The organism is Nocardia brasiliensis IFM 10847 (genome assembly GCF_000710915.1).
Taxonomy (GTDB): domain Bacteria; phylum Actinomycetota; class Actinomycetes; order Mycobacteriales; family Mycobacteriaceae; genus Nocardia; species Nocardia brasiliensis_A.
In genome coordinates this window covers 1-26,032 of the sequence record NZ_BAUA01000175.1, presented here as the reverse complement: position 1 = coordinate 26,032, position 26,032 = coordinate 1, and the positions used below count along the sequence as shown (strand labels likewise).

Here is a 26,032-nt window from a genome sequence, read left to right as displayed (position 1 = left end):
ATACTAAACACGTGTTCAACCCACCACAAGAGCCTGCCCGGAATGTCGTGTCAACAGTCACGGTTTGCCCGGCTCACATCGGGCTACTGTCGAGTTATGACTACCGGCACCGGCACCGCAACGACCGCAGATCACCTACGCGCAGCGCTCGACGGACCGTGGGGCGAGATCCGGGAGCAGGCTCGCGTCCAGCTCGCGGACGACAAGTTCGCCGGAGATTCCTACCTCGACTACAAGGCCGCGCGGGCTCGGGTGCTCGAGCAGATGCGGGCCATCGCGACGATGGGCTACGCCGAGCGCGGCTTCCGCCGGGAGAACGGCGGCACCAGTGAGCCGGGCGCCGCGGTCACCGGACTCGAGATGCTCGCCTACGCGGATCTGTCGCTATGGGTGAAAGCCGGTGTGCAGTGGGGCTTGTTCGGCGGCGCGGTGGAGAACCTCGGCACCGAGCGCCACCGCGAGTACATCAAGCGACTGCTCTCGCTGGACCTGCTCGGCTGCTTCGCGATGACCGAATCCGGGCACGGCAGCGACGTCGCCAATCTCGAGACCACCGCGACCTACGACCCCGAGACCCAAGAGTTCGTGGTGCACTCGCCCACCCCGTCGGCGCGGAAGGACTACATCGGCGGCGCGGCCGAACACGCAAGGATGGCAGCGGTTTTCGCGCAGCTCGTCACCCAGGGCAAGAACCAGGGCGTGCACTGTCTGCTGGTGCCGATCCGGGACGAGGCGGGCGCGGACCTGCCCGGCGTGACCACCTTCGACGATGGCCTCAAGGGCGGGCTGCCCGGTGTCGACAACGGCCGCATCGTGTTCGACCACGTGCGGGTGCCGCGCGAGAACCTGCTCAACCGCTACGCCGACGTCGCACCGGACGGCACCTACAGCTCCGAGATCGAGAACCCGAGCCGCCGCTTCTTCACCACGCTCGGCACGCTGGTGCGCGGGCGGGTCAGTGTGGGCGGCGCCGCCGCGGCCGGTGCGCGGGTGGGGCTGAGCATCGCCGTGCGCTACGCCGAAAAGCGCAGGCAGTTCTCCGATCCGGACAGCGGACAGGAAACCGTGCTGCTGGATTACCGCAGCCATCAGCGCCGGTTGCTGCCGCTGGTCGCCAAGTCCTACGCGCTCGCCTTCGCGCAGAACGACCTCGTCCGCCGCATGCACCTGGTGCAGACCGGGCAGGACCTCAACCCCAGCTCGCAGCGCGCGCTGGAGAAGCGCGCCGCGGGCCTCAAGGTCGCGCAGACCAGGCACGCCACCCGGGCCATCCAGGAATGCCGCGAAGCCTGCGGCGGCGCAGGCTATTTGACCGAGAACCGGCTCGTCACCCTGAAGGCCGACACCGACGTGTTCACCACCTTCGAAGGCGATAACGTGGTGCTCACCCAGCTGGTCGCCAAGGAACTGCTCACCGCGTACTCCGACGAGATCCGCGACCTCGACGCGCTCGGCTGGGTCAAATTCGCCGCCACCATGGCGCGCGACGAGGTGCGCAAGCGCTCGGGCGTGCGTCAGCTGATCCAGACCCTGCGCGACGGCTCCGACGATACGGTCGACGACGGCGACCTGTCCCGCCGCGCGGTGCAACTGCAACTCTTCGCCGACCGCGAGGACTACCTGGTGCGCACCGCCGGTCACCGCCTGCGCGCCCGCGCCGAGGACACCAGCCCGTTCGAGGCCTTCAACAACGCGCAGGACCACATCCTCACGGCGGGCACCGCGCACATCGATCGGCTCGTCCTGGAAGCGTTCATCGAAGGCATCGAGGACATCCACGATCCCGACGCGCGCGCCCTCGCCGAAACGGTGTGCGACCTCTTCGTGTACTCGACGCTGGAGGAGAACTCCGCCTGGTACATCATGCATCGCTTCATGTCCGTCGAGCGGGCCAAGGGCGTGCGCCGCGGGGTCAACGAACTCGTCGACCGGCTGCGGCCCGACGCGCTGACCCTCATCGAAGGCCTGGGCGTGCCGGAGTCGATGCTGCGCGCCGCGATGCTCGACGACGCGAGCGTCTACGAACGCGGGTGAACCGGCTGCTCATCGGATGCGCTGCCACTGATCAGTTTTCGAGAAGCATTGCCCGGTGCCTGCTTCATAGCATTGGAAGCAACGCAGCACCGATCAGGAGGACATCCGATGAGCACCACCACCGCCCAGGTCACCGGCACCGCCACCAAGTCCTACGAGGGTTTCACCGCCGAGGAACGCGACGCGATGAAGCAGCGCGCCAAGGAGCTGAAGTCGGCTGCCCGGCGCACCTCTCGCGGAGCCAAGGCGGACGGCGAAGCCGAAGTGCTCGCCAAGATCGCGGAGATGTCGGACGCGGACCGGGCGACCGCCGAACGAGTGCACGCGCTCGTCAAGGCCAACGCGCCGGCGCTCACGCCGCGGCTCTGGTACGGCATGCCCGCGTACGCCGCGGACGGCAAGATCGTCTGCCACTTCCAGCCCGCGGCGAAGTTCAAGACCCGCTACTCGACCTTCGCGTTCAGCGATCCGGCGCACCTCGACCAGGGCACCATGTGGGCGAGTTCGTTCGCGATCACCGAGCTGACCGCCGAGGACGAGGCTACTCTCGGCGCGCTCGTGCGCAAGGCCGTCAGCTAGGCCCTAGGCACGTGGTCGATCAGTCCGCGCGGAGTTCTTCGATCCGCTGCCGCAGTTGGTCGAGCAGCTTGTCGGGATCGTCGAAATCCGCCGGGTCGATCGGGGCGCCGAAATGGATGGTCACCTGCTGGTGGCGGTCGAAGGCCGGGCCGTCGCCGCGCGTGCGCCGCATCGGCAACACCCGGTCGGTGCCGGTGGTGCCGACCGGAATGATCGGAACACCGGTCGCCAGCGCAAGTTTTGCCACGCCCGGCTTGTAGGGTTCGTGCTCGCCGGGCGCGACCAGCCGTCCTTCCGGATAGATGAGCAGCACGCCACCGTGCCGGAGAATCTGCTCGGCCTGCGACAGCGCGGCCTGCCCGGATTCGCTGTCGCGCCGTAGTACCGGAATATGACCCAGGCGGCGCACCAGCCAGCCGACCACCGGCCACGACCACAGCTCCGCCATGGCGATCGCGATTGCCCGGCGGCGCAGCGCGCCCCACAAGAACACCGCGTCCAGCATCGAGATGTGGTTGCTCGCCACGATCACCGGACCGGACGTCGGTATCGACTCGCGGCCGAGCACCGTCACGCGCACGAACCGCGACCAGGCCAAGCCACGTAACACCCGGCGTACCAGCTTCGTGGTCACCCACGCGCGCTTACCCAGTCCCTTCGGCCGCCGCCGTGCACTGTCCATCTGTTCCCCCACACTCCTCGCCGGCCTCATCCCAGCCTACCGAGGACCACCGACAAGCCCAGCCCACCGATAATCGTTTGCCTGCCTTGCGAAGATGGCTGGCATGCGTTTGTCCTATACCGATTTCGGTGGTGCCGGGATGCCGCTGCTCGCGCTGCACGGCAGCTTCGGGCGCGCAACCATCTTCACCCGCCTGGCCGCGGACCTGTCCGGGCGCGCCAGGGTGATCGCGCCCGACCTTCGCGGCCACGGCCACAGCGACCGAGCCGACAGCTACACCTGCGCGGACTTCGTGGCCGACGTGGCGGAATTGCTCCAGCGGCTGGCCCCGGGTCCGATTGCGGTGCTGGGTCATTCACGCGGTGGTATCACGGCCTATCAGCTGGCCGCACGCCATCCCGAATTGGTGTCGCGCTTGATCGTAGAGGACGTGGGTCCGGTGATGCGGCGACCGGAGGTCGAGCATCCCGTCCTCGACGTGCGGGGCTGGCCTGCGGCCGCGGCATCGAAATCGGAACTGGCCGAGGCGCTTCGCGCGCGTGGCATCTCCGATCCCGGCTACTTCATGCAGAGCGCGGCCGCTTCCGAGGACGGCCGCTGGCACTGGCTTTTCGACTGGACCGACATGATGGCCGTACAAGAGGGCGGTGTCGGGGACTGGTGGGCCGACTGGCTCGGTTCGACCTGTCCGGCGCTGGTCCTGCGCGGTGAGCACAGTCCGATGCTGCCCGCGGACCTCGCCGCGGCGATGGTCGCCCGGCGTCCCGGCGCTCGCCTGGTCGAGTTCGGCGGCGCCGGGCATTGGGTGCACGACGACGCGCCCGCTGCCATGGCCGAGACTGTCGCGTCTTTCCTCGACGAGCCGAGCCCTGCAGTCCACTGAGGTCGACAAGACGACGCCCCCGGCGGAAGCCGGGGGCGTCGTCTGTGTTCAGTTATCGAATCGCGTTCAGCCCTTGATCAATTCGGGGGCGGCGGGATCGGCGTCGTCGACCGAGGAGTGGTCGACGTGGTCGGCGGCGCGGCTGGGCAGCAGCACCGCCATGACGATCACGATCACGGACAAGGCCGCGGAGACGAGGAACGCCAGCCGCATCCCGTCGAGGTGCGCGGTGGCGATCTCGACACCGTCCTCCACCAGCTGGCTGCTGCGCGCCGACATGATCGTCACCACGAGCGCGGTGCCGAAGGCCGCGGCCACCTGCTGCAGGGTGCCCAGCATCGAGCTGCCGTGCGAGTACAGGTTGTGCGGCAGCGCGCCGAGCCCGAGGGTGAAGACCGGCGTGAAGGTCGCGGCCAGCGCCACCATCAACAGCACGTGCAGGGCGATCAGCTGCCAGTACGGCATCGACATCGAGATCTGGGTGAACCCGGCCAGTGCGACGGTGATCGCGATCGCGCCGGGGATCACCAGCCAGCGTCCGCCGAAGCGGTCGAACAGCCGGCCGACCGTCGGACCGAGCAGACCCATCGCCAGACCGCCCGGCATCACCAGCAGGCCGGTCGCCAGCGGGCTCAGACCACGCAGGTTCTGCAGGTACAGCGGCAGCAGGATCATCGAGCCGAGCATCGCCATGAACGCGACCGACATCAGCACCAGCGCCTTGGTGTAGGCACCGGCCAGCAGCACCCGCAGGTCGAGCAGCGGGGTGCCGTTACGCTGCAGCCGCAGCTGCCGGAAGACGAAGGTGGCGATGAGCGCCGCGCCGACGGCCACGATCAACGCGGGCTCGCCGAGGTTGTCCGCCTCGAACTTGCTGAGTCCGTACACCAGGCCACCGAAACCGAGGGCGGCGAACACGACGCTGGCCCAGTCGATGGCGCCGGCTTCCGGTTCACCGACGTTCTCCAGCTGGCGCAGACCGAGCCAAGTGACCACGCCGGTGATCGGCAGCACCAGCACGAAAAGCCAACGCCACGAACCGACCTGGAGCACGAGCCCGGAGATCACCGGACCCATCGCGGGCGCCACCGAGATCGCGAGGGTGACGTTGCCCATCACCCGGCCGCGGTCCTGCTCGGGTACCACGGTCATCAGCGTGGTCATCAGCAGCGGCATCATCACCGCGGTGCCGCCGGCCTGAATGATCCGGCCGATCAGCAGCACCGCGAACGACGGAGCCACGGCCGAGAGCGCCGTGCCCGCGAGGAACACGCTCATCGCGACGGCATAGGCCTGCCTGGTGGTGACCCGCTGCAGGAACCAGCCGGTGGTCGGGATGACGGCCGCCATCGTGAGCATGAACGCGGTGGACACCCACTGCGCGGCGCGCTCGGTGACATCCAGATCGGCCATCAGACGCGGGATCGCGTTGATCATGATGGTCTCGTTGAGGATCACCACGAAGGTCGCGAGCACCAGCACCCGGATGACCAGCGGCGTCCGTCCTTTCGAGACAGAAACGGATGGGGCGGCGGGCATCGATACCTCCGGTGCAGCATGGACATTGACAAAGACAAGTGGCGGAGGATGTTCGAGCTCCGGTGCCACAGTGGTTGTGACGGGACCGGTAGCTCGAACTGATCGGCCGCGCACAAGTATTCCGGTCGGCACCGACACAAATCACCCGAATTTTCGGCGCGGCGACCCGCGGCACAGGCCAAAGCTGCAGCTCAGAGTGGCCGCCGAGCGGCGGTCAAGATCGAATCGTGACCCTGGTCACCCCGCCGCGTCCGTGTGGGCGCGCGATTTGCTCCGCAGTGCGACTCAGTCCGCGGCCGACCCCAGCGCCAGGACGAACAGGGCGATCTGGTCGGCGTAGTGAGCGATGAATTCGGAGCTGCGCGGATCGGTCCCGCAGCCGCCCTCGAGCGCCGTCGGCGCCGCGACATGAGCACGACGAGCACTCTCGGTCCCGAATCAGGCATGCGCGCAGCGGACAACCCTCAGCGCTCGGGACCGTCGGCGTTGCGGGCTTCGATCATTATGCTTGCCAAAACCTCTGCGGCGGTGAGGGGTTCGCGGTCTCGTGGGATTGCGAGGTGCATGCGCCAGGTCAGGTCGGGTTCGGTGAGAGGGACGGAGCGGATCTGCGGGTCCGTGCCTTCGTAGGCCGCGGGGACGATGGCGACGCCGAGTCCTTGGCGCACGTAGTCGACCACGACGCGGCCGTCGCCCAGTTCGATGGAGACGTTGCGGGTGCGGTCGGCCGCCGCGAAGGCTCGGTCGACCACGGCCCGGCTGCCGAAACCCTGGGGTAGGTCGACAAAGTTCTCGCCGTCGAGTTCCGTCAGCGCGACGCTGCGCCGGGCGGCGAGCGGATGGGCGGCCGGGACGAGCAGGCGCATCGGGAAGGACTTCAGCTCGGTCAGGCGCAGCTTCCGGCCGAACGGGCCGGGATCGGAGAGGATCGCGAGATCCAGCTCCCCCGCGACCACGGCGGCGGCGAGGTCGTGCGAGCCGCCGGCGCGATGACTCAACCGCAGCCGCACCTCCGGATGTTTCGCATGCATTCTGCCGAGCACCGCGGGCAGGTCGAACCACGGCACCGAGGACATCAACCCCAGCCGGACCTCCCCGCCGACGACGCCGCGGACCCCGTCCACCGCGTCGATCGCCTCCCGTACGCCGCCGATGATCGCCCGCGCCCGGGGCAGCAGCACCTCACCGGCTTCGGTCAGCGCCACCTCGCGGGACGTGCGCCGCAGGATCTCGGTGCGCAATTCCCGCTCCAGCGTTTTGATGGCCGCGGACACCGCGGACTGGACGACGTGCAGCCGCGCCGCCGCCCTGGTGAAACTGCGCTCCTCGGCGACCGCGACGAAGTATTCGAGATACCTGAGCTCCATCCGTCAACTATCACATTTGGTGATAGCTAAGAGAAGAATCAATCGTTGGACATGAACGTTCACGCGCTCGACCATGGATTCCGGCGGCCGGACCCGGCCTGGACACCACGGAAGAGAGTGCACGCGATGTCGACCACGTCTGTCCATACTCACGAGAAGCCCCGCACCGAACAGCCCGACTCACGCCGGCACGACACCGGCTTCTGGCTCGTCACCGTGGCGTTCTGCGCGGCCGTCGCGCTCGCGATGGTGCCGACACCGCTGTATCCGCTCTACGCGCAGCAGCTCGGGCTCTCCCCGCTGACGATCACCGTCGTCTTCGCCGTCTACGGCACCGGCGTGATCGTCAGCCTGTGCACCGTCGGGCACGTGTCGGACTGGATCGGCAGGCGGCAGGTGCTGACCCTGGCGATGTCGGCGGAGGTGCTGGCCGCTCTCATCTTCATCCTGCCGCCCCAGCTGCCACTGCTGATCGCCGGACGGTTGATCACCGGCCTCGGGGTCGGCGCGATCACCGCGACCGCAACCGCCTACCTGCACGAATTGCATGCGCTGGCCCGGCCCCGCGACAGTGCGAGACGCTTCGAAATCGCCTCCCCCGCAGCCAATATCGGCGGACTCGGGGTCGGCGCGCTGGTGGCGGGCGCACTCGCCCAGTGGGCGCCGTGGCCGCTGCGGACCACGTATGTGGTGTTCGCTGTGCTCCTGGTGCTGCTCATCGCGGCGTTGATCCGGTTCGTCCCCGAGACCGTGTCCGTGCCGCGCTCGCTGCGACCGACGTACCGTCCGCAGCGCGTGTCCGTCGTCGGGTCCCGGCTGGGCTGGACCGTCGCGGTGCTCAGCATCTTCGGGGCGTTCGCCGCGTTCAGCCTCTTCGCTTCGCTGACCCCGGCGTTTCTCGCCGGGACGCTGGGCCAGCCGTCGCGCCTGTTGGCGGGCGGCGTGGTGTTCCTGGTGTTCGGCAGCGCGCCCGTCGCTCAGCACACGGCCATGGCGTTGACAGTGTCGACCCGCCTGCTGTCCGGTCTGCTGGGCGCCCTCGCCGGCCTGGCGCTGCTGGTGGCCGCCATGCTGCTGGGCAACCTGCCGCTGTTCCTGGCCGCCGGCGTGGTGACCGGCGCGGGCGCGGGCGTCCTGATCCAGTCCGCCGTCGCCCGCACCGTGCGCACGGCCGCCCCGGCGAACCGGGGTGCCGCGGTGGCCGGACTGTTCCTGATTGGCAACGCGGGTCTGGTCTTTCCCGCGATCGGCATGGGCGTCGCCACTCAATTCGTCGACACCCGAATCGCGATGTCCGGTTTCGCGGGCGTGCTCGTCGCACTGCTCTGCGGTGTCGTGGTCGGCGCCCGCAGGATGGGCGGTACAGAAGGCCATTGAGCCGCGTGCGGCCGGCGCGAAGATCGGGGATTCGCGCCGCCGACACGCGGTGAGCGAGCTCATGTGCCAGCCCGGATGCGAAGGTCGCCGAAAGGTGACTACGTTCGCGTGCATGGAATCAGACACGCTCCCGGGAGGCGACAGCACGGAGACGCGGGTCGATCACCTCGGTCGGCGGCGTCTGTTCCGACGTGGACGGCGGGTGCCGGTGGTGAGCCAGGCGGTCGGCCTGTTGGTCGCCGATCGGCAGGCCATCGCCGACACCATCGTCGCGGCGCCCGCGCCGTTGCAGCCGATCGATCTGACCGACGACGCGCGCGTCGCCGAGGTGCTCGACCTCGCCGTGCGCGTCGGCGAGGTGGTCATGGCCTCCGGCACCGGCGTCATCGATACCACCACCCAGGTCCAATTCATCGCTGCCACCTATGGTCTGGCGCGCTGCCATGTCGATGTCACCTACGACGCGATCAGGATCTCCGCCGACCGCGGCCCCCGGCTGCCCCCGGCCAGCACGATGCGGATCGTGCACTACCGCTCGCTCGACTTCACCCGGCTCGCGGCGGTGGACCGGCTCACCCGGCGCATCCGCAGCGAGGTGGTCGACCCCGAGGAAGCGCGCGCCGCGCTGGACGCGATCACCTCGGCGCCGCACCCGTACCACCGCTGGATGGCCACCTTCGGCTGGTCGCTGCTCGCGGCCGCCATCGCCGCGCTGCTCGGCGGCGGGATCGTCGTCGCCGCAGTCAGTTTCGGCACCACGCTGGCGATCGACCGGGTGAACCGGGTGCTGAATCGCTACGGTCTGCCGTTCTTCTTCCAGCACATGGTGGGCGGCGCGATCGCGGCGACCCCGGCCATCGTGCTGGCCACGCTGGCCGAACCGCTCGGCATCGAGGTCGATCCGTCACTGATCATCGCGGCCGGAATCACCGTGCTGCTCAGTGGATTACAACTGGTCGGCGCGGTACAGGACGGAATAACGGGCGCGCCGATCACCTCGACGGCGCGCATGCTCGAGGTGCTGATGATGACCGGCGGCATCATCGCCGGCATCGCGCTGGCGTTGCGGATCGGTGACACCATCGGCGCGACGGTGCCGCAGATCCAGCTGACGCCGGGGCCCGACCTCACCGATCTGCCGATCAAGATCATCGCCGGTGCCGTCGCGGCCCTCGCGTTCGCACTCGCCTGCTATGCGGAGAAGCGCGCGCTCGCCGCCGCGGCGGGCAGCGGTGCGGCGGGCACGATCTGCTTCCTGCTCGTGCAGCAAGCCGGGTTCGGCCCGGTGCTCGCCTCCGGCGCCGCCGCGACGGTGATCGGCATGGCCGGTGGTCTGATGGCCCGCCGCGCGCTCACGCCCCCGCTGGTCGTCGCCGTCGCGGGGATCACGCCGCTGCTGCCCGGTCTCAAGTTGTATCGCGGGCTCAACGCCGTGCTCAACGATCAACTCGCGACCGGCGCCAACCAGTTGCTCGCGGCCTTCGGCGTCGGCTGCGCCCTGGCCGCGGGCGTCACGCTCGGCGAGTGGTTCGACCGCACAGTGCGCCGACCGCGCATCCTGCGACGCTTCGGCGCGCTGCGCCGCCCGACCGTGCGACGCATCCGGCCCGGCGGACGGTGGCGCAGGCCCGCGCCCACCCAGTGAGGCAAGCACCTGCATTTCGGGAAAAGTACCGGTAAGGTCGTACCGAGTTAGGGTAGCCATACCTGGCCACCCGGGGTGCTGAAGTGAGGTGGTCCGGTCATGTCGGAAGCGACACCGTTCTCGACGCAGATCCGTAGCGCCACGGCGCGCCAGCACGCCGACGCGGAGAACTCCCGATTCCTCAGCGATATGCTCGGCGGCGCGCTCGGCGTCGACTCGTATCACCGCTACACCGGCCAACTCTGGTTCGTCTACCGCGCGCTCGAGGCGCGGTGGGACGCGCTCGCCGTCGATCCGATCGCCGGCCCGTTCATCCGCCCGGAACTCGCCCGCACCGCCGAACTCGAACGCGATCTGGCGCACCTGATCGGCCCGCACTGGCGCGACGCACTGACGCCGCTCCCCGCGACCGCCGCCTATGCCGCGCGGATCGATGAGTGTGCCCGGGATTGGCCCGCGGGCTACATCGCGCATCACTACACGCGCTACCTCGGCGACCTCTCCGGCGGACAGGTCATCCGCGGTACTGCCGAGAAACTGTGGAACCTGCCGCATCGCGGCGACGGCGTCCGCTTCTACGTGTTCGACGGCGTCGGCAATCCGGCGGCGTTCAAACGCGAGTATCGCGGTCTGCTGGATCAGTTGCCGCTCGACGATTTGGCACGCCGCCGGGTACTCGACGAAGGGCAGCGGGCGTTCGCCATGAACGCCGCGCTCTTCCAGGAACTCGCCGCGGAGTTCCCCGCCGCGCAGTAGCCGCTCAGTACGCGCCCGCGCCGCGGGTGACCGCGCCGATCGTGCGCGCGATGAGCAGTAGGTCGAGCACCATCGACCAGTTCTCGACGTACGAAAGATCCAGTCGCACAGAGTCTTCGAGCGAAAGATCGGATCGTCCGCTGACCTGCCACAGACCGGTCACCCCGGGTTTGACGAGCAGCCTGCGCCGCATCTCGCCGTCGTAACTGTCGACCTCGCGCTGCACCTGCGGACGCGGCCCGACCACGCTCATCTCCCCGCGCAGCACGTTGAAGAACTGCGGTAGCTCGTCCAGGCTGAACTTGCGCAGCACTTTGCCGATGGGGGTGATCCGCGGATCGTCCTTCATCTTGAAGAACACCGGGTTACCGCCGTTGCGTGCGATGAGCGCGTCCACGGCGGTATCCGCCTCGACGTACATGCTGCGGAACTTGATCATCTGGAAAGGCTTGCCGCCCCGTCCGATCCGCTCCGAGCGGTAGAACACCGGGCCCGGGCTGGTCAACTTCACCGCGAGCGCGATACCCAGCATCGTCGGCGCGATCGCGAGCAACACCGCGGCCGCGAACAGCACATCGAAGACCGCCTTTCCGGTCGACTTCGCGCGATCGTATTGCGGTTTCGCGATGTGCAGCATCGGCACGCCCGCCACGAACCGGTTGGTCAGCCGGGTGCCCGCGATATCGACCACGCCGGGCGCGACGATCAGCTCCACACCGAGCGGGTCGAGTTCCCATGCCATCCGGCGTAATTCGACCGGACCCAGATGGTCGGTCGCGGTGACCGCGACGGTGTCGGCGCCGCTGCGGCGGACCGCGTCGAGCACCGTGCGGTCGTCGCCGACGACCGAGAACAGATGGTCAGACGGCCCGCGCAGGTACTCGGTGATTCCGTTGAGCCCGTCCGGAATACACACACCGACCACCCGGTACCCCGATGCCGGATCGGCCGCGAAGGCATTGGCCATCGCCTGGGCCGCCTCCGCACATCCGACCACGAGCACCGAGGTGCGGTACTCCCCGCGCCCGCGCAACTGACGAGCGTGGATCCGCCACAGCAACCGGCTCAGCATCAGCCCGAACAGACCGAGCGGTAGCGCTATCGCCAAATAGCCTCGGGCGAACTCGATCTGGAACACCAGCGACAAGATCGCCAGCACCCCGAACAACCGCAGCGTGGCCGCCACCAGCCGGCGGTATTCCTCGCTGCCGCTGCCGACCACCTGCGGCGACCGAGTGTTGCCGACGGCCAGGAACCCGGCCCAGGTGAGCGCGAGCGCGCCGGAGACCACCGTGTAGCCGATCTCGTACGGCAGATGCCAGGCCAGCGGCGGCGCCGCCGGCCCGCCGAAACGGATGATCTGAGCCAACGCCATCGCCGTCACGATCACGCCGAAATCCGTTGCGCCCAAGCGCCGTATGTATTCAGCCTGCCAGCGTTCCCGTTCCGAACGCGGCCGACTGTGCGGCGATCGACGGATCGCCAGATCGTCGTCGTCGGCGAGCTCGAAGCTCATGAACACGCACCTCCCCGTGGGAGAAAAGGAAGAAGCCCCCCGATCCGCGTTGACCGGTCCCCGCTGCACGATCTCGACCGCCCCGGGTGTCCCCTCATTCGGCGGTCAGATGCAGATTGTTACAGAACACAATCCGTTTCACATGTCGAATCAACAGGGCGGCAAAGTGTTCCACGGAGTAGCCGACAAAGGGGCGGTCGGTATTTCGCCCAGGTTTGTTTACCTCCGCTCGTAAGCATGGGCGCAGGTCACGAACCCTCGCTACCCGCAGGCGAATTCATCCCACCACGGCGAATCCACCAAACCCGCGGATAGCCGCCCGGAAGCTGCCGCCGAAAACCGGTTGAAAAGTACCGGAAATTACTTCGAGCCCAGTCGATTTCACCAGCGCCACGCGGGACTTTCGTTGTAACGTCTCACTGGATCGGGTCGACGTCAGGGGTGCGCCGACAATGTGCCGGTTATTCGACTCTTGGCAAAGGTGGGCTTCGTGCTATGTCGTCTGTGTGACTCCGAGCGATTGACGAGCGTGCTCGATCTCGGAGCGACACCACCGTGTGAAAAGTTCCTCACGGCAGCCGAACTCGATCTACCGGAATCAACCTACCCGCTACACCTTCGGTTGTGTGCGGACTGCATGTTATTGCAGATTCCCGCGTTGATCACGCCCGAGGACACCTTCACCGAATACGCCTACTTCTCCTCGTTCTCCGACAGTTGGGTGCGCCACGCCCGGACCTTCGTCGGCGAGGCGATCGACCGGCTCGAACTGGGCGCCGATTCGTTCGTGGTCGAGGTGGCCAGCAACGACGGCTACCTGCTGCGGCATCTGGTCGCGGCCGGTGTGCCCTGCCTGGGCATCGAACCGTCACTGAACGTCGGCGACGCCGCGCGCGCGGCCGGCGTGCCCACCGAGACCGCGTTCCTCGACGAGGAATCCGCGGCCCGGGTGCGCGCCGAACACGGGCCTGCCGATCTGGTGGTCGCCAACAACGTCTACGCCCACGTGCCCGATCTGCGCGGCTTCACCAGCTCGCTGCGTACCCTGCTGGCCGACGACGGATGGCTGTCCATCGAGGTGCATCACGCACTGAACCTGTTGCGGCTCGGCCAGTTCGACACGATCTACCACGAGCATTTCCAGTACTACACGCTGCATTCGGCCCAGCGCGCGCTCGCGACCGCGGGCCTGGCGGTGGTCGACGTGGAACTGCTGGCCTCCCACGGTGGTTCGCTGCGGGTGTGGGCCCGGCCGGTCACCGTGGCCGCCGCGCCGAGCCGACGCGTCGGCGAGGTCTTGCGCCTGGAACGGCATGCGGACCTGGATCAGGTCGAGGGCTATCGCCAACTGCGGCCACGCACCGAGGCGGTCCGGCACGAGCTGCTGCGGTTCCTGCTCGACCAGCGTGCCGCGGGCAAGCGGGTGGTCGGCTACGGCGCACCGGGCAAGGGCAACACGCTGCTCAACTACTGCGGCATCCGGCCCGACCTGCTCGAGTACACCGTCGATCGAAACCCGTACAAGCACGGCCGATTCACCCCGGGCACGCGGATTCCGATCCACCCGCCTGAGCGGATCGAGCTGGATCACCCCGATGTCGTGCTCGTGCTGCCGTGGAACCTCGAGGCCGAGCTCACCGAGCAGCTGCGCCACATCGCTTCGTGGGGCGGTGAATTGGTGTATCCGCTACCGGCACTGCACCGTGCCGACCTGACCGGTCACAACGACGTGCACAACACACTGAATTCCGAAATGACAGGGAGGGGAGCACGATGAAGGTTGTGCTGTTCTGCGGTGGCTACGGCATGCGGATGCGCGACGGCACCGACGACATGATTCCCAAACCCATGCAACTGGTCGGTCCGCGACCGCTGCTCTGGCACGTGATGCGCTATTACGCGCATTACGGCCACACCGAGTTCATCCTGTGCCTCGGCTACGGCGCCCAGCACATCAAGAATTTCTTCCTCACCTACCAGGAGTCGGTGTCCAACGATTTCGTCATCCGGGACGGCCGGGTCGAAATGCTGAGCTCCGATATCAGCGACTGGCAGATCACCTTCGTCGACACCGGGCTGGAATCGGCGATCGGTGAGCGGTTGCGCAGGGTGCGCGAGTATCTGGGCGACGACGAACGCTTCCTGGCCAACTACGCCGACGTGCTCACCGACGCGCCCCTGGACGAGATGGTCGCGAAGTTCACCGCCTCCGGCGCGGCCGCGTCGATGATGGTGGTGCCGCCGCAGTCCTCGTTCCACTGCGTCGACATGAAGCCCACCGGCGAGGTCAAGGAGATCATGCCGGTCTCGCGAATGCCGCTGTGGGAGAACGGCGGCTACTTCGTGCTCAGCCAGGAGATCTTCGATCTGCTGCCGCCCGGCGGCGATCTGGTCGCCGACGCCTGCGCGACGCTGGCCGGGCAGGGTCGCCTGTTCGGCTATCAGCACCTCGGCTTCTGGAAACCCGCCGACACCTTCAAGGAGCGCGCGGAGCTCGATCAAGGCTATCGGTCCGGTGCCCGGCCGTGGATGGTCTGGGAGCGGGTGTGATCGGACTCAGTGTCGGTGCGGTGCGTGAGATCGCCGTACTCGGCGCGCACTGCGACGACATCGCCATCGGCTCGGGCGCGACGCTGCTGACGCTGGCGCGCGCCCATCCCGGCTTGCGGGTGCGGGCCCTGGTGCTCTCCGGCGGCGGCACCGAACGAGCCGCGGAGGAACAGCGCGCGTTGGCGGCGTTCTGTCCGGGCGCGCAGGTGCGGCTCACCGTGCTGGACGTGCCCGACGGTCGCGCACCGGCGCACTGGGACCGAATCAAGACCGAACTCAACAGTTTTCGCGCCGAGTGCACCCCCGATCTGGTCTTCGCGCCACACCGCGGTGACGCGCACCAGGATCATCGGCTGCTGGCCGAACTCGTGCCGACCGAGTTCCGCGACCAGTTGGTGCTCGGCTACGAGATCCTCAAGTGGGAAAGCGACACTCCCGCCCCCGTCGTCTTCCATCGGCTCAGCGCCGAACTGGCCGAGGAGAAGGCGATGCTGCTGCTGAAACACTATCCGTCCCAAGCACATCGGGACTGGTTCGACCAACAGGCGTTCACCGGCCTCACCCGGCTGCGCGGCGTGCAGTGCCGGGCCGGACATGCCGAGGCGTTCCTGCTCGACAAGGCCGTCATCGATTTCGGAGGTTCGTAGCCATGCGGGTGTTGCTCACCGGACACCAGGGATATCTCGGCACGGTCATGGTGCCGGTGCTGCGCGCCAACGGGCACGAGGTGATCGGGCTCGACGCGGGCTTCTTCGCCGACTGCGTGCTCGGCGAGGCGCCGGACGATCCGCCCGGCCTCGCGGTGGATCTGCGCGACGTGACCGTCGAGCAACTGCGCGGGTTCGACGCGGTGATCCATCTCGCCGCGCTGTCGAACGATCCGCTCGGCGCGCTCGCACCCGAGATCACCTACGCCGTCAATCATCACGCCTCGGTCCGGCTGGCCCGGCTCGCCAAGGAGGCGGGGGTGCGCCGTTTCCTCTACGCCTCCACCTGTTCGGTATACGGTGCGGCGGGCGCGGATCTGGTCACCGAGGACGCACCGCTGCGTCCGATCACGCCGTACGCGCAGAGCAAGGTACGGGTCGAGGACGATGTGGCGGCACTCGCCGATTCCGGCTTCGCGCCGGTATTCCTGCGCAATGCCACGGCATTCGGCTTCTCGCCGCGGTTACGCGCCGATATCGTGCTGAACAACCTCGTCGGCTACGCCACCCTCACCGGCGAGGTGAAGGTGCTCTCCGACGGGACGCCGTGGCGGCCGCTGGTGCATGCCCGCGATATCGCGTGGGCCTTCGCCAACTGCCTCACCGCGCCCGCGAACGCGATCCACTGCCGCGCTTTCAATATCGGCAGCGAGGCCAACAACCTCACCGTCGCCGATATCGCCGCGGCGGTCGTCGAGGCGGTGCCCGGCTCGCGGTTGAACATCACCGGCGAGAGCGGCGCCGACCCGCGCTCCTACCGCGTGGACTTCTCGGCGGCCCGCGCCGCGTTCGGTTTCCGCGCGCTCTGGACCGTGCAGGCGGGCGCGGACGAGCTGTTCCAGGAGTACACCGCCCGCGGGCTCACCTACGACGATTTCTTCCAGAAGTTCACCCGGCTGCCGCATTTGGAGCGACTGCACCGGGCCGGTGTGCTCGACGCGACGATGCGCCGGATACCCACCGGAACCACCCATGTCCCCGCAAGCTAGCCAGGACACCCCGGCACAGCGTTGCGCACCGGTGCGCGCGGCGCGCGAGCACTCGTGCCGCGCCTGCCGCGGCAGCGCGCTCAGCACCGTGCTCGACCTCGGTACCGTGCCCGCGGCCGACTTCTTCCCGCCCGCGCACGCGCCGGTCGGCCTGGCCGAGTCGGCGCATCCGTTGCGGATGCAGCTGTGCGCCCACTGTGGCCTGGCGCAGCTCGCCGAGGACGACACCCGGACCGAGGAGCCGCGCGGTATCGAACCGGCGGCCTTGCGCGCACAGGCGGCCGATGCCGTCGGCAAGGTCGCGGCCGCCGGGCTGCTGCGCGGAAAGACGGTGCGCGAGTTCGGCAGTCCGCACGGCGGCACCTGGCTGCCCTTGCTCGCCGAGCGGGGCTTGTCCCCCACCGAGTCGGCAGCCGCGGTGGTGCTCGACTGTTTCGGCGTCATGCACGAGCCCGACCAGCGCGCGGCCTTCGCCACGCGCGCCGCCGCGACCGCGCCGGACGGTGTGCTGCTCGTCCAATTCCACGCGCTGGCCACCATCGTCGAAGGCTGCCAGTGGAACGCGCTGCGGCACGGTCACTTCGCCTACTATTCGCTGGCCGCACTGCAACGGCTGCTGCGCGCCGCCGGGATGAGCCTGGTCACCGCGTGGCGGTTCGACCTCTACGGCGGAACGGTGCTCGCCGCCGCCCGGCACGGAATTCACGAGCCCGACCGCGTCGTACGGGAAATCCTCACGCGCGAACGAGAATTCATCGCGCCCGACACGATCCGCGGGCTGCAACGTGCCGCCGACACGCACGCCGACGCGTTGCGCCGCTGGCTCGAACGCCATGCCGCACAGGGTGATCGGGTCTACGCCTACGGTGCGGCGTCCCGCGCGGTCGCGGTGTTCAGTCTGGCCGGTGTGCATCGCGGGTTGATCGCCGGCGTGGCCGACGCCGCCGCGGCCAAACAGGGCAGGCGGATGCCGGGCACCGACGTGCCGATCATCTCGCCCGACGAACTCGTCGCCGCCCGTCCGGATCTCGTGCTGCTGACCTTGCCCGATCTACTACCCGAGGTCCGGGCCCGCTATCCGGAACTCGACGGCTGCTGGATCGTCGACGACCCGGCCGAGCCCACCGCGGAAGGCGGCTGACATGCCTCGGATTCGCTGTCCACCACTGGCTTTGGCTTCGGTTTCCGCCACGCGCTTGATCTGACATGATTCGAATACCGAGCACCTGACCGCCCTGATGACGGACGAGTTTCGTTGCTCCCGCGTGCCGGGGAGCGGGCCGCCGAGCGAACAAACCGCCCGGCCGGGTGCGTGCAGAAGGGGATGAACCAGATGAGGGACTTCACGCAGCATCGCGGCCGAGACCTGCGCATGCTCGCGATCACCACCGCCGTCGCTACCGGCCTGATCTTCGGCGCGGGCGCCGCGGGCGCGGTCGTCGACAGCACCAACCAGATCGTCGATCAGAAGGATCGGTCGATCGAGGCGATCCAGTCCGATACCCGGATCGACTTCGTGCCGCCGTTGGACGGAAATCCGTTGACGCGCGAGTGGTTCCACAACGGCGAGGCGTCGTTCAAGGTCGCGGGCCCGCACGCGCAGGACTGGAACGGGCACATCACCATCGGCTACCAGGTCGGCTATCCCGCGACGCTGAGCGGGCGTTTGAAGTTCGGCTACTCGACGCCCGGACTCGGCGTCGACCTCGGCGGCGGTGACGGCGGCATCCTCAAACTCGACGGGCTGATTCCCCGCGCGGGCGTGGAGATCGAGGTCGGGTTCGGTCCCGGCATCAAGACCGTGGAGTGCGCCGGCGGCGATATCTCCGGCACCTCCGGCTTCATCCGGATGGCCGGGTTCCACGGCACCGTGACGGGCGTGATCGGGCAGACCACCATCCGCCCGTTCGTGCGGGTGGTCAGCGCCAGTGGCGACACCGTGATCACCTACGGGCGGCTCTGGACCATCTGAGGTGCGGCCGGTGTGGCGCCCCTGGGCGAGCGCCACACCGCCGGCGGTCAGACCAGCAGGTCCGGGCGATTGCGGACCGTGGCCACCGTGCGAACCCGCAAGCGGTACAACGCCGCTCGGGCCAGCCGGGTGTCACCCGCGAGCACGTCGCCGCGGCTCACCAGGTTCGGGTAGTCGCCGGCGATCCGGTGGTGGAACCGGTACATGTCGGTCAGCTTGCTCACCGTCGAGGTACGGCTGCACAGGTTGAACGACGAATTGCGCCACGCGGCGAGTATTTCGGTCATTCCGAAGAAGACGCCGAACGACGACACCCGCGCGAACAGGTCCACGTCCATCGGGAACACCAGATCCCCGCGCAGGCCACCGACCAGGTCGAAATGCTTGCGGTAGAACATCGCTGCCGCCGTCGGCCCGAAATCGGCGGGTCCACGCCGCACGATGGCGCGCGCCAGGGCCCGCGCCGTCTGCCTGCCGAGCAGTCCCGGCAAGCCGAGTCCGGTCTCGAGCAGCCCGCCGTCCTCGTCGATCACCTCGAATCGGCTGGACGAGATCGCGATGCCCGGGTCATCGGCCATCACCGCGAGCTGCGCGGCCAGCGCGCCGGGACGCAGCACGTCGTCGGCGCAGACCACCTTGACCAGGTCGCCACGGGACGCGCGGATCACCTTGTTCCAGTTGTCCCCGATCGGCAGTACGGCATCGTTGCGTAGCACCCGGATCCGCGGGTCCTCGAACGAGCGCGCGATCGCACCGGTGTCGTCGGTGCTGGCGTTGTCCAGCACCACGAGCTCGAACTCCGCGTCCTGGTCGAGCACCGAACGCAGCGTCGTGGCGAGCGTGCGCGCGGAGTTGTACGCCGGAACACATACCGACAGGGCGGCCATGAGTCATCCCCCTAGCTGATGGCCCGGACGTACCGGGCCGCTGTCCACCAGCCGGAATACCCGCTCGAGCCCGGCTCTGCTGGCGTCGATCTGTTCTATCGCCTTGCGCTGCAAGGGCTCCCGTACCAGCGGCGCATCGTGCCAAGACCGCTGCACGGCCTCGGTCAGTTGCGTCTGCAGCGCGGGATCGTTCAGGTGCACGATCCGCAGCCCGGTGCCGAACATCTGCGCCAGACCGTGGAACTTGTCGTCGTAGTACTCCGATGCGGTGATGCCGACCGCTGGGATGCCTTGCGACAGCGCGAAGACCGCGAGATGGTAGGCGCTCGTGACGAGCACTCGGCAACCCGCGACCTGACGCGCGACGTCCTGGGGCGTGCCGCCGCGGCCGACGGCGGGCCGCGCGAGCTGCGCCCCCGCCATCAGCGGCAGCGTGGAAAGCCGGTCCTCGGAGGCATATTCGGAGATGATCAGCGGGACCACCGCGGCTCGATGGTGGGCCGCACAGGTGCGCACCACCCGGCCGAGCGTCTCCTGCGCGGCCACGCCGACCGGGGAGTAGTCCGCAACCCGCAGGCACAGGCCGATATCCGCGCCGATCCGAGCCTGGCGCAACCGGTAGGCGAACTCGACCGCGTCGTCGCCGGTGACGAGCACCCGCTCGGGCGCGACACCCATGCGCGACAACAGCTCCGGGCCTCGGCGCCGCTCGCGCAAGGCCACGAAGTCCACGCCGGGTAACACCTCGCCTGCCCGGCGTAGCAGCTCCGGGTCGCGTAGCGGACCGAGGCCCTGGCCGACGAGGGCGGTCGGAATGCCACGGCCGCGGGCGTATTCCAGCAGATTCAGTGTGCGGTGCGCCTGATAGCGGTCCACGTCGGTCATGTAGCCACCGCCGAGCGCCAGCACCAGCGACGCCTGTTCGACCGCAGCGGGTATCTCGACGGGGAAGGCGCTGTCGGCCGGCACCGTGACGTGTTCGGTGATACCGGGACCCGCGGTCCGGCGCTTCGCCGCCGAGCGCAGCGCGCGCAGCCGGTCCTTGGGTCCGTCGGTGGCGGCCCGCCAGTGCAACGCCGCCGGACCGCCCAGTTTCGTTGCGGCCCTGCGGGATAACCGCGCCGCCCACCCGTCACCGCGCCACGACCAGTCCGGGCCGCAGAGCGGCTCCGCCGTCGGCAACAGCGCCCGCAGGATGCCGGGTTGGTGGGTGAGCACCCCGATCCTGGCGCGCGGCCATCGGTCCCGCAGCCGTTCGACCGTCACCGCCATCATCGCGATATCGCCGCGGTTGCGCAGCCAGTATTCGCCGTTCTCGACCAGCACCCGAATATTGCCCTCGGCAAGTTCGGCGCGCTCGGCCGCGGAACCCTCGGTCCCCACTGTGCATATCCTCCCGCCAGCCCCCTGCCGGGTCGGCCCGTGCCGAGCACGAACTCGTTGTGAAATCTACCCCACGCTATGCATCGCGGCTACCGTACCGGGAGTTACCGGAAAACCGCGCGCTACTCAATCGCTTGTGCCGGAACGCCCTTCGGGCCGACCGGACTGTTTGGTTATCCGCCCCGTGTAGAGCGCCACCAACGACGCCGCGGCGAATGCCGTGCAATAGTCGACGAGTTCGTCCATCGGTACGTCCAGTCGCCCGCCCTCTTTCTCGACGAGCACGCGTTCGAGCATGCCGACCACCGAGAGCGCGTAGATGTCCACCAGCTCGGCCGGCGGCTCGGTCTCCGGCCGCGCCGCGGTGGCGGTCCGGGCCACCAGCCGGGCGAAACGCCACAGCGCTTCGCGCATCCGCTGTTCGGCCCCGGCCCCGGCCCCGGCGGGCTCGACGAACACGATCCGCATCTTGCGCGCGTCCTCGGCCAGCGCGGTGAGGTACGTGCCGATGCCCGCGCGCAGTTTGCGGGTGCCGGTGGCGGGCACCGCGTCCACGGCCACGGCCACCGCCGCGAACAGCTCATCGATCACCTGGTCGAACACCGCCGCGAACAACTCCGCGGTGCCGCCGAAGGATTCGTAGAAATATCGGTCGGTGAGTCCGGCGGCGCGGCACAGGTCCTTCACGCCGGTGGCCGGATAGCCCCGGGTTCCGAACAGCTCCAGGCCTGCTGCCAGCAGTTTGTCGCGACGTGCCGCCACCCGGTCGGCCGCGCCGACGCCTCCGTACGGCCGTACCGGGCGGCGCTGTTTCGGCGTACCGGTCATCGCTCGCTCCGCCTCGTCATCTACGCATTGTCTCCCATCGCGCGCGGCCATCTGCTAAAGATGACTATCACAATAGTCAGTTTTGCGAACGGGGTCGGGCAGTGACACCTCACCAACGGAACAGTGCGGTCAGCAGGCGTTCGGTCTTACGTGGCGCGGCGGGCCTGGCCGGTGCGGCCGGCTTGGCGGCGACCGCGGGCACCGCGGCAGCGCGGGAGCCACGCCGGCGAAACGGGCCCGCGCGCAACACGGTCGCGGTGCTCGGCGCCGGCATCGGCGGACTCACCGCGGCACACGAATTGGCCGAGCGGGGTTTCGAGGTGACCGTCTTCGACCGCAAAGAACTCGGCGGGAAATCCCGCACCATTCCCCTGCCCGGCACCGGGATCGGCGGCCGGGCCCCGCTGCCGGGTGAGCACGGAGCGCGCGGGTTCACCTCGTTCTATCACAACGTGCACGACACGATGCGCCGCATTCCGCTGCCCGGCACCCGGAACTCCGTCTACGACAACCTGATTCCGTTCTCGGTCAACGATCCCCGCTACCCCAGGGCAGGCAATCTTCCCGACGGCTTCCCACTGATGTTCGGCTTCTACTTCGACCCGCGCCAGGCGCTGACCCCGGAAGGATTGCAGCGCATCTTGATCGAAGTGTTCATGAAGAACAACCTCATTCCGCTGCCCGAGGCGATCCACATGGCCGGGCGGGTCATCACCTATCTCACCTCCAGCGAGGAGCGGCGCTTCGCGCAGTGGGAACACCTCAGCTGGTGGGACTATGTCGGCGCGGCACAGCGATCCGCGCAGTTCCAAGCCCTCGCCGCAACGGGTTTGACCCGGGCGCTGGTGGCGGCGAAGGAGTATGTCGCGAGCACCCGGACCATGGGCAACATGATGGAGAGTTTCTTCATCGCCCTGCTGCAGGAACTCTCGGGCGGCCCGAAGGTCTATCAGGTGCTCAACGGCCCGACCAACGAGGCCTGGCTGGATCCGTGGATCGCGCTGCTGCGCGAGCTGGGCGTGCGGTTCCTGCCCGGGCACGCCCTGGACGGCTTCGAGGTCGCGGGCGGCGAGATCGGCGGCGCGCGTATTCGCACCCCGGACGGCTCGACCACCCTGCACCGAGCCGACTGGTATGTCTGTGCCGTGCCGACAGATCGGGCACAGCGCCTGTGGTCGCCCGAGATGCGCAGTCTCGAACCGAGTTTGGCGCGCATGGACGAGCTGACCGTCGACTGGATGACCGGCATGCAGATGTTCGTCAGCGAGAAGCTCGAGCTCGGCGCGGGCTACAACATCTATCTCGACGCGCCGTGGCGACTCACCTCGTACACGCAGCGCGCGTTCTGGGACGTCGACTATGCCGCGAAATACGGCGACGGCCAGGTCGTCGACGGTCTCACCATCGATATCGCCGACTGGGATACTCCGGGCATCCTGTACGGCAAGACCGCCAAACACTGCACCCGCGCGGAGATCTACCAGGAGACCTGGGCTCAGCTCACCGCCGCGCTCAACGACGACGGGCGCGTCCAGCTGAAGGACGGCATCGTGCGCGACTGGCTGCTCGATCCCGGTATCAGCTGGCAGGACGGGCAGAACCACAACGACGAACCGTTGCTGGTCAACACCGTAGGCTCCTGGGCCGCCCGGCCCACCGCGCACACCAGGATCCCCAATCTGTTCCTCGCCGCCGACTATGTGCAGACCAACTTCGATCTGGCCACCATGGAGGGCGCCAACGAGGCGGCACGCACCGCGGTGAACGCCTTGCTCGACGCGGCCGGCTCCCCCGCCGCCCGGGCCCAGTTGTTCACCCGCGCCGCGATACCCGCGTTCGAACCACTGCGCCAGATGGACGCCGCGCGCCTGCGCGCCGGGCAGCCGAACCTCTTCGATCTGGGTTGACGAATTGTTGCTCGCCGACTGGCCGACCCGAAGGCCCCCGGTCCCCTAGACTGCTGCGGGAGAGGCGAGTTCACCGACAGCGACTCGTCCCGCCATCACCGCCAGTAGGGGGCATGGGTGACGGGAAGTTCCGGGATAGTTCGGGTCCACATGACGGGATCGGAGTGGTTCACGTCCGCGCCCGGCGGGCTCAATCGGTATTTCACGGAGCTGTTCCACGCCCTCGCGCGGCACCCGGAGATCGCGGTGTCCGCGGCCGCCTTCGGCACCGCCGCGCCGGGCGCTCCGAACGCCCGATCCTGGGGCGGCACAGGCGGTTCCACGCTGCACCGGACGCGCGCCGCGTTGCTCGACCGCGCCGGACTGAGCCGCGCGACGGTGCTGGACCGGCACTTCTGCCTGTACGGACCGGTCGCCATGTCCCGACATGGCCGCCTACCGCTGGTCGTCCACTTCCACGGCCCGTGGGCCGCGGAGAGCCGGATGACCGGACAGCACCCCGCGGCCGTGCGCGCCAAGTATCTGCTCGAACGGCTCCGATACCTCGGCGCGGACCGATTCGTGGTGCTGTCCAACCACTTTCGTGAGGTACTACATACCGACTACCGGGTTTCCCCCGATCGGGTCGCGGTCATCGCACCCGGTGTCGACCTCGATCGTTTCCAGCCCGCCCCGATCCCCGCCGACACCGCGACGCGCACGGTGCTGTGCGTGCGCAGACTCGAACGCCGTATGGGTATCGACACGCTGCTGCGCGCGTGGCCCGCCGTCCTCGCCGAGCATCCGGACGCCCGGCTCGTGATCGTCGGCACCGGCACCGCGGAGCACGAACTCCGTTCGGCGGCAGCGACTCTGCGCGATACCGTCCAGTTCGCCGGACCCGTCGACGACCAACGGCTGACCGAACTGTACGAACTCGCAACGCTGACCGTGGTGCCCACCACCACCCTCGAGGGATTCGGGCTGATCGCGCTCGAATCGCTCGCGGCGGGGCGTGCGCCGATCGTCACCGACTGTGGCGGACTTCCGGATTCGGTGCACGGCCTGGACCCCTCCCTGATCGTGCCCGCGGGCGACGCCGAGGCCCTCGGCGCGCGGCTGGTCAGCGCACTACACGGTGGCCTGCCCAGCCCGCAGCAGTGCCGGGCGCACGCCGAAACGTTCTCCTGGGATGTCACGGCGCGGCGGCACCTCGCGCTGTACCGGGAGATCAGCCGATGACCAAGGCCCTGTTCCTCGCGCACACCGCGGCACCGTCGGGCGCCGAATTGGCCACCCTGCGCCTGCTGTCCGCGCTGCGGGAGCTCGGTGGTGTGGATATCGCCATGGCGTATACCGACGATGGCCCGATGGTCGAGCGCATGCGCGCCCGCGGGGTCGAAACCCTGTTGCTGCGTGGCCGTTTCGAGAGCAGGGCGATGACCATCGGGGCTGGACCGGTACGACTCGTCGCCGGTTTCGCGGCGCTGCTCCGGCTCGGCTGGACGGTCGGCGGCGCCGCGCGACGGCTCGGCACCGGCGTGCTCGTCGCGGAGAGCAGCAAAGCACTCGTGATGGGGATCGTCGCCGCGCGGCGCGCCCGCATTCCGCTGGTCTGGCAGGTACACGACCGAATCGCCGCCGACTACTTCGGCCGGCTGCCCACGCTGGTGCTGCGCCTGCTGGGTCGCTGGTGCTGCGCCGGCTATCTCGCCAACAGCCGCACCACGCTCGACACCTTGCCGGTCGGAGGCAAACCCGCGCTCGTGGCCTATCCCGGCGTCGAACCCGCCGTCGGCACAACGCGTTCCGCGCAGCGCGCGCCCACCGAGACGGTGGTCGCCGTGCTCGGCAGGCTCGCCCCGTGGAAGGGCCAGGACGTGCTGCTGCGTGCCCTGGCGGCGACGAAGACGCGCCCGCACCGGATCTACCTGATCGGCGGCACCTTCTTCGACGAGCAGGCCTACCGCACCGAGCTGGAACGGCTCGCCCAGGACCTCGCACTACCGGTCACCTTCACCGGTCACGTCGACGATCCTGCCGAATACCTCTGCGACACAGACATCCTCGTGCACTGCTCGGTCCTGCCGGAGCCGTTCGGTCAGGTGATCGTCGAAGGCATGCAGGCGGGCTGCGCCGTGATCGCCACCCGGCCGGGCGGTCCCGCGGAAATCATCACCCCGGACGTCGACGGTCTGCTCGTCGACGGCGGGTCCGCGCACCAGCTCACCACGGCCCTGGACACCCTCATCGCCGACCCCGCGCTACGCACGCGCCTCGCCGACGCGGGGCGGCTGCGCGCCGCGGACTTCGGCAGTGCCGCGACGGCCCGCTCGGTCGCCGCTTTCCTCGATGCCATCGCACAACGCAACGACGCCGCGGGCACCCCCTCTTCCTCGGAGCGAACCCCGAATGGCTGAACACGCCGCGCCGAACAGCCCCGACCGGGCGC

General features: G+C 68.7%; 22 protein-coding genes. 15 read left to right on the top strand and 7 right to left on the bottom strand.

From position 1 onward, the window contains the following. Positions 1-96 precede the first annotated feature (96 nt). Both NBRGI_RS34290 and NBRGI_RS34285 read left to right on the top strand, forming a co-directional pair. Complete coding sequence (locus NBRGI_RS34290; RefSeq protein ID WP_029901329.1) at positions 97-2,034, top strand: acyl-CoA dehydrogenase family protein; 1,938 nt, start codon at positions 97-99, stop codon at positions 2,032-2,034. A 108-nt stretch (positions 2,035-2,142) separates the two neighbouring features. Further along, positions 2,143-2,613 (top strand): iron chaperone, encoded by a 471-nt coding sequence (locus tag NBRGI_RS34285; RefSeq protein WP_029901328.1) that lies wholly within the window; start codon positions 2,143-2,145, stop codon positions 2,611-2,613. Positions 2,614-2,632: 19 nt separating this feature from the next. Here the strand turns inward: NBRGI_RS34285 and NBRGI_RS34280 are convergent, their stop codons facing one another. After that, positions 2,633-3,295, bottom strand: coding sequence for a lysophospholipid acyltransferase family protein (locus NBRGI_RS34280; RefSeq protein WP_036561929.1), 663 nt, complete (start codon positions 3,293-3,295; stop codon positions 2,633-2,635). A 103-nt stretch (positions 3,296-3,398) separates the two neighbouring features. Between NBRGI_RS34280 and NBRGI_RS34275 the strand changes: the two genes are divergently transcribed. Next, on the top strand, positions 3,399-4,178 hold the full coding sequence (locus NBRGI_RS34275) for an alpha/beta fold hydrolase (protein WP_081878350.1): 780 nt from the start codon (positions 3,399-3,401) through the stop codon (positions 4,176-4,178). Positions 4,179-4,244: 66 nt separating this feature from the next. Here the strand turns inward: NBRGI_RS34275 and NBRGI_RS34270 are convergent, their stop codons facing one another. Together NBRGI_RS34270 and NBRGI_RS34265 are read right to left on the bottom strand one after the other, a co-directional pair. Continuing rightward, positions 4,245-5,717, bottom strand: a complete 1,473-nt coding sequence (locus tag NBRGI_RS34270) for an MDR family MFS transporter (protein WP_029901325.1) — start codon at positions 5,715-5,717, stop codon at positions 4,245-4,247. Between the two features lie 464 nt (positions 5,718-6,181). Next, complete coding sequence (locus tag NBRGI_RS34265; RefSeq protein WP_029901324.1) at positions 6,182-7,084, bottom strand: LysR family transcriptional regulator; 903 nt, start codon at positions 7,082-7,084, stop codon at positions 6,182-6,184. Positions 7,085-7,210: 126 nt separating this feature from the next. Here NBRGI_RS34265 and NBRGI_RS34260 point away from each other — a divergent pair, with 126 nt between their 5' ends. The 3 genes from NBRGI_RS34260 to NBRGI_RS34250 all read left to right on the top strand — a co-directional run bounded on the left by NBRGI_RS34260 (position 7,211) and on the right by NBRGI_RS34250 (position 10,862). After that, positions 7,211-8,461, top strand: a complete 1,251-nt coding sequence (locus NBRGI_RS34260) for an MFS transporter (protein ID WP_036561948.1) — start codon at positions 7,211-7,213, stop codon at positions 8,459-8,461. Between the two features lie 112 nt (positions 8,462-8,573). Next, positions 8,574-10,106 carry a threonine/serine ThrE exporter family protein gene (locus tag NBRGI_RS34255; RefSeq protein WP_029901322.1) on the top strand — a complete coding sequence of 511 codons (1,533 nt, stop codon included), beginning with the start codon at positions 8,574-8,576 and terminating at the stop codon, positions 10,104-10,106. Positions 10,107-10,205: 99 nt separating this feature from the next. Further along, positions 10,206-10,862 (top strand): biliverdin-producing heme oxygenase, encoded by a 657-nt coding sequence (locus NBRGI_RS34250; protein ID WP_029901321.1) that lies wholly within the window; start codon positions 10,206-10,208, stop codon positions 10,860-10,862. Between the two features lie 4 nt (positions 10,863-10,866). Here the strand turns inward: NBRGI_RS34250 and NBRGI_RS34245 are convergent, their stop codons facing one another. Then, positions 10,867-12,378 carry a sugar transferase gene (locus tag NBRGI_RS34245; protein WP_029901320.1) on the bottom strand — a complete coding sequence of 504 codons (1,512 nt, stop codon included), beginning with the start codon at positions 12,376-12,378 and terminating at the stop codon, positions 10,867-10,869. 490 nt (positions 12,379-12,868) lie between these two features. On the opposite strand from NBRGI_RS34245, the gene NBRGI_RS34240 reads away from it, so the two are divergent. The 6 genes from NBRGI_RS34240 to NBRGI_RS34215 all read left to right on the top strand — a co-directional run bounded on the left by NBRGI_RS34240 (position 12,869) and on the right by NBRGI_RS34215 (position 18,596). Beyond that, entirely contained in the window at positions 12,869-14,155 is a 1,287-nt protein-coding gene (locus NBRGI_RS34240; protein ID WP_051728247.1) for a class I SAM-dependent methyltransferase, read from the top strand. Continuing rightward, positions 14,152-14,928, top strand: a complete 777-nt coding sequence (locus NBRGI_RS34235) for a sugar phosphate nucleotidyltransferase (RefSeq protein WP_029901318.1) — start codon at positions 14,152-14,154, stop codon at positions 14,926-14,928. The genes NBRGI_RS34240 and NBRGI_RS34235 overlap by 4 nt, the downstream gene beginning before the upstream one ends. Continuing rightward, entirely contained in the window at positions 14,925-15,575 is a 651-nt protein-coding gene (locus NBRGI_RS34230) for a PIG-L deacetylase family protein (protein WP_029901317.1), read from the top strand. Before NBRGI_RS34235 ends, NBRGI_RS34230 begins: the two co-directional genes overlap by 4 nt. 2 nt (positions 15,576-15,577) lie before the next feature. Then, positions 15,578-16,624, top strand: coding sequence for an NAD-dependent epimerase/dehydratase family protein (locus tag NBRGI_RS34225; protein ID WP_029901316.1), 1,047 nt, complete (start codon positions 15,578-15,580; stop codon positions 16,622-16,624). Then, a complete protein-coding gene (locus NBRGI_RS34220; protein WP_235211192.1) occupies positions 16,608-17,765 on the top strand; it encodes a methyltransferase C-terminal domain-containing protein in 1,158 nt (385 codons plus the stop codon). The genes NBRGI_RS34225 and NBRGI_RS34220 overlap by 17 nt, the downstream gene beginning before the upstream one ends. A gap of 192 nt (positions 17,766-17,957) precedes the next feature. Next, the gene (locus NBRGI_RS34215; RefSeq protein WP_228831954.1) at positions 17,958-18,596 is read left to right on the top strand and encodes an MspA family porin; all 639 of its coding nucleotides are present in this window, start codon (positions 17,958-17,960) and stop codon (positions 18,594-18,596) included. Between the two features lie 47 nt (positions 18,597-18,643). Here the strand turns inward: NBRGI_RS34215 and NBRGI_RS34210 are convergent, their stop codons facing one another. The 3 genes from NBRGI_RS34210 to NBRGI_RS34200 form a co-directional block, all read right to left on the bottom strand. Continuing rightward, positions 18,644-19,483 carry a glycosyltransferase family 2 protein gene (locus NBRGI_RS34210; protein ID WP_029901313.1) on the bottom strand — a complete coding sequence of 280 codons (840 nt, stop codon included), beginning with the start codon at positions 19,481-19,483 and terminating at the stop codon, positions 18,644-18,646. 3 nt (positions 19,484-19,486) lie between these two features. Beyond that, positions 19,487-20,866 (bottom strand): polysaccharide pyruvyl transferase family protein, encoded by a 1,380-nt coding sequence (locus NBRGI_RS34205; RefSeq protein ID WP_051728244.1) that lies wholly within the window; start codon positions 20,864-20,866, stop codon positions 19,487-19,489. Positions 20,867-20,992: 126 nt separating this feature from the next. Further along, complete coding sequence (locus tag NBRGI_RS34200; RefSeq protein ID WP_029901311.1) at positions 20,993-21,694, bottom strand: TetR/AcrR family transcriptional regulator; 702 nt, start codon at positions 21,692-21,694, stop codon at positions 20,993-20,995. A 101-nt stretch (positions 21,695-21,795) separates the two neighbouring features. On the opposite strand from NBRGI_RS34200, the gene NBRGI_RS34195 reads away from it, so the two are divergent. The 3 genes from NBRGI_RS34195 (at position 21,796) to NBRGI_RS34185 (ending at position 26,000) form a co-directional block, all read left to right on the top strand. Further along, positions 21,796-23,601: a hydroxysqualene dehydroxylase gene (locus NBRGI_RS34195; protein WP_029901310.1), complete on the top strand. Its 1,806-nt coding sequence runs from the start codon at positions 21,796-21,798 to the stop codon at positions 23,599-23,601. Between the two features lie 150 nt (positions 23,602-23,751). Beyond that, positions 23,752-24,822 carry a glycosyltransferase family 4 protein gene (locus tag NBRGI_RS34190; protein ID WP_029901309.1) on the top strand — a complete coding sequence of 357 codons (1,071 nt, stop codon included), beginning with the start codon at positions 23,752-23,754 and terminating at the stop codon, positions 24,820-24,822. Beyond that, positions 24,819-26,000 carry a glycosyltransferase family 4 protein gene (locus NBRGI_RS34185; RefSeq protein WP_029901308.1) on the top strand — a complete coding sequence of 394 codons (1,182 nt, stop codon included), beginning with the start codon at positions 24,819-24,821 and terminating at the stop codon, positions 25,998-26,000. The genes NBRGI_RS34190 and NBRGI_RS34185 overlap by 4 nt, the downstream gene beginning before the upstream one ends. Positions 26,001-26,032: the final 32 nt, after the last annotated feature.

What these genes read in the sequence shown, in the direction of transcription:
- NBRGI_RS34245 (WP_029901320.1), bottom strand. Translation starts at nt 12,378, where the DNA reads ATGAGCTTCGAGCTCGCCGACGACGACGATCTGGCGATCCGTCGATCG.
- NBRGI_RS34260 (WP_036561948.1), top strand. Translation starts at nt 7,211, where the DNA reads ATGTCGACCACGTCTGTCCATACTCACGAGAAGCCCCGCACCGAACAG.
- NBRGI_RS34250 (WP_029901321.1), top strand. Translation starts at nt 10,206, where the DNA reads ATGTCGGAAGCGACACCGTTCTCGACGCAGATCCGTAGCGCCACGGCG.
- NBRGI_RS34290 (WP_029901329.1), top strand. Translation starts at nt 97, where the DNA reads ATGACTACCGGCACCGGCACCGCAACGACCGCAGATCACCTACGCGCA.
- NBRGI_RS34270 (WP_029901325.1), bottom strand. Translation starts at nt 5,717, where the DNA reads ATGCCCGCCGCCCCATCCGTTTCTGTCTCGAAAGGACGGACGCCGCTG.
- NBRGI_RS34280 (WP_036561929.1), bottom strand. Translation starts at nt 3,295, where the DNA reads ATGGACAGTGCACGGCGGCGGCCGAAGGGACTGGGTAAGCGCGCGTGG.
- NBRGI_RS34210 (WP_029901313.1), bottom strand. Translation starts at nt 19,483, where the DNA reads ATGGCCGCCCTGTCGGTATGTGTTCCGGCGTACAACTCCGCGCGCACG.
- NBRGI_RS34200 (WP_029901311.1), bottom strand. Translation starts at nt 21,694, where the DNA reads ATGACCGGTACGCCGAAACAGCGCCGCCCGGTACGGCCGTACGGAGGC.
- NBRGI_RS34275 (WP_081878350.1), top strand. Translation starts at nt 3,399, where the DNA reads ATGCGTTTGTCCTATACCGATTTCGGTGGTGCCGGGATGCCGCTGCTC.
- NBRGI_RS34215 (WP_228831954.1), top strand. Translation starts at nt 17,958, where the DNA reads ATGAGGGACTTCACGCAGCATCGCGGCCGAGACCTGCGCATGCTCGCG.
- NBRGI_RS34285 (WP_029901328.1), top strand. Translation starts at nt 2,143, where the DNA reads ATGAGCACCACCACCGCCCAGGTCACCGGCACCGCCACCAAGTCCTAC.
- NBRGI_RS34265 (WP_029901324.1), bottom strand. Translation starts at nt 7,084, where the DNA reads ATGGAGCTCAGGTATCTCGAATACTTCGTCGCGGTCGCCGAGGAGCGC.
- NBRGI_RS34220 (WP_235211192.1), top strand. Translation starts at nt 16,608, where the DNA reads ATGTCCCCGCAAGCTAGCCAGGACACCCCGGCACAGCGTTGCGCACCG.
- NBRGI_RS34225 (WP_029901316.1), top strand. Translation starts at nt 15,578, where the DNA reads ATGCGGGTGTTGCTCACCGGACACCAGGGATATCTCGGCACGGTCATG.
- NBRGI_RS34255 (WP_029901322.1), top strand. Translation starts at nt 8,574, where the DNA reads ATGGAATCAGACACGCTCCCGGGAGGCGACAGCACGGAGACGCGGGTC.
- NBRGI_RS34190 (WP_029901309.1), top strand. Translation starts at nt 23,752, where the DNA reads ATGACGGGATCGGAGTGGTTCACGTCCGCGCCCGGCGGGCTCAATCGG.
- NBRGI_RS34185 (WP_029901308.1), top strand. Translation starts at nt 24,819, where the DNA reads ATGACCAAGGCCCTGTTCCTCGCGCACACCGCGGCACCGTCGGGCGCC.
- NBRGI_RS34235 (WP_029901318.1), top strand. Translation starts at nt 14,152, where the DNA reads ATGAAGGTTGTGCTGTTCTGCGGTGGCTACGGCATGCGGATGCGCGAC.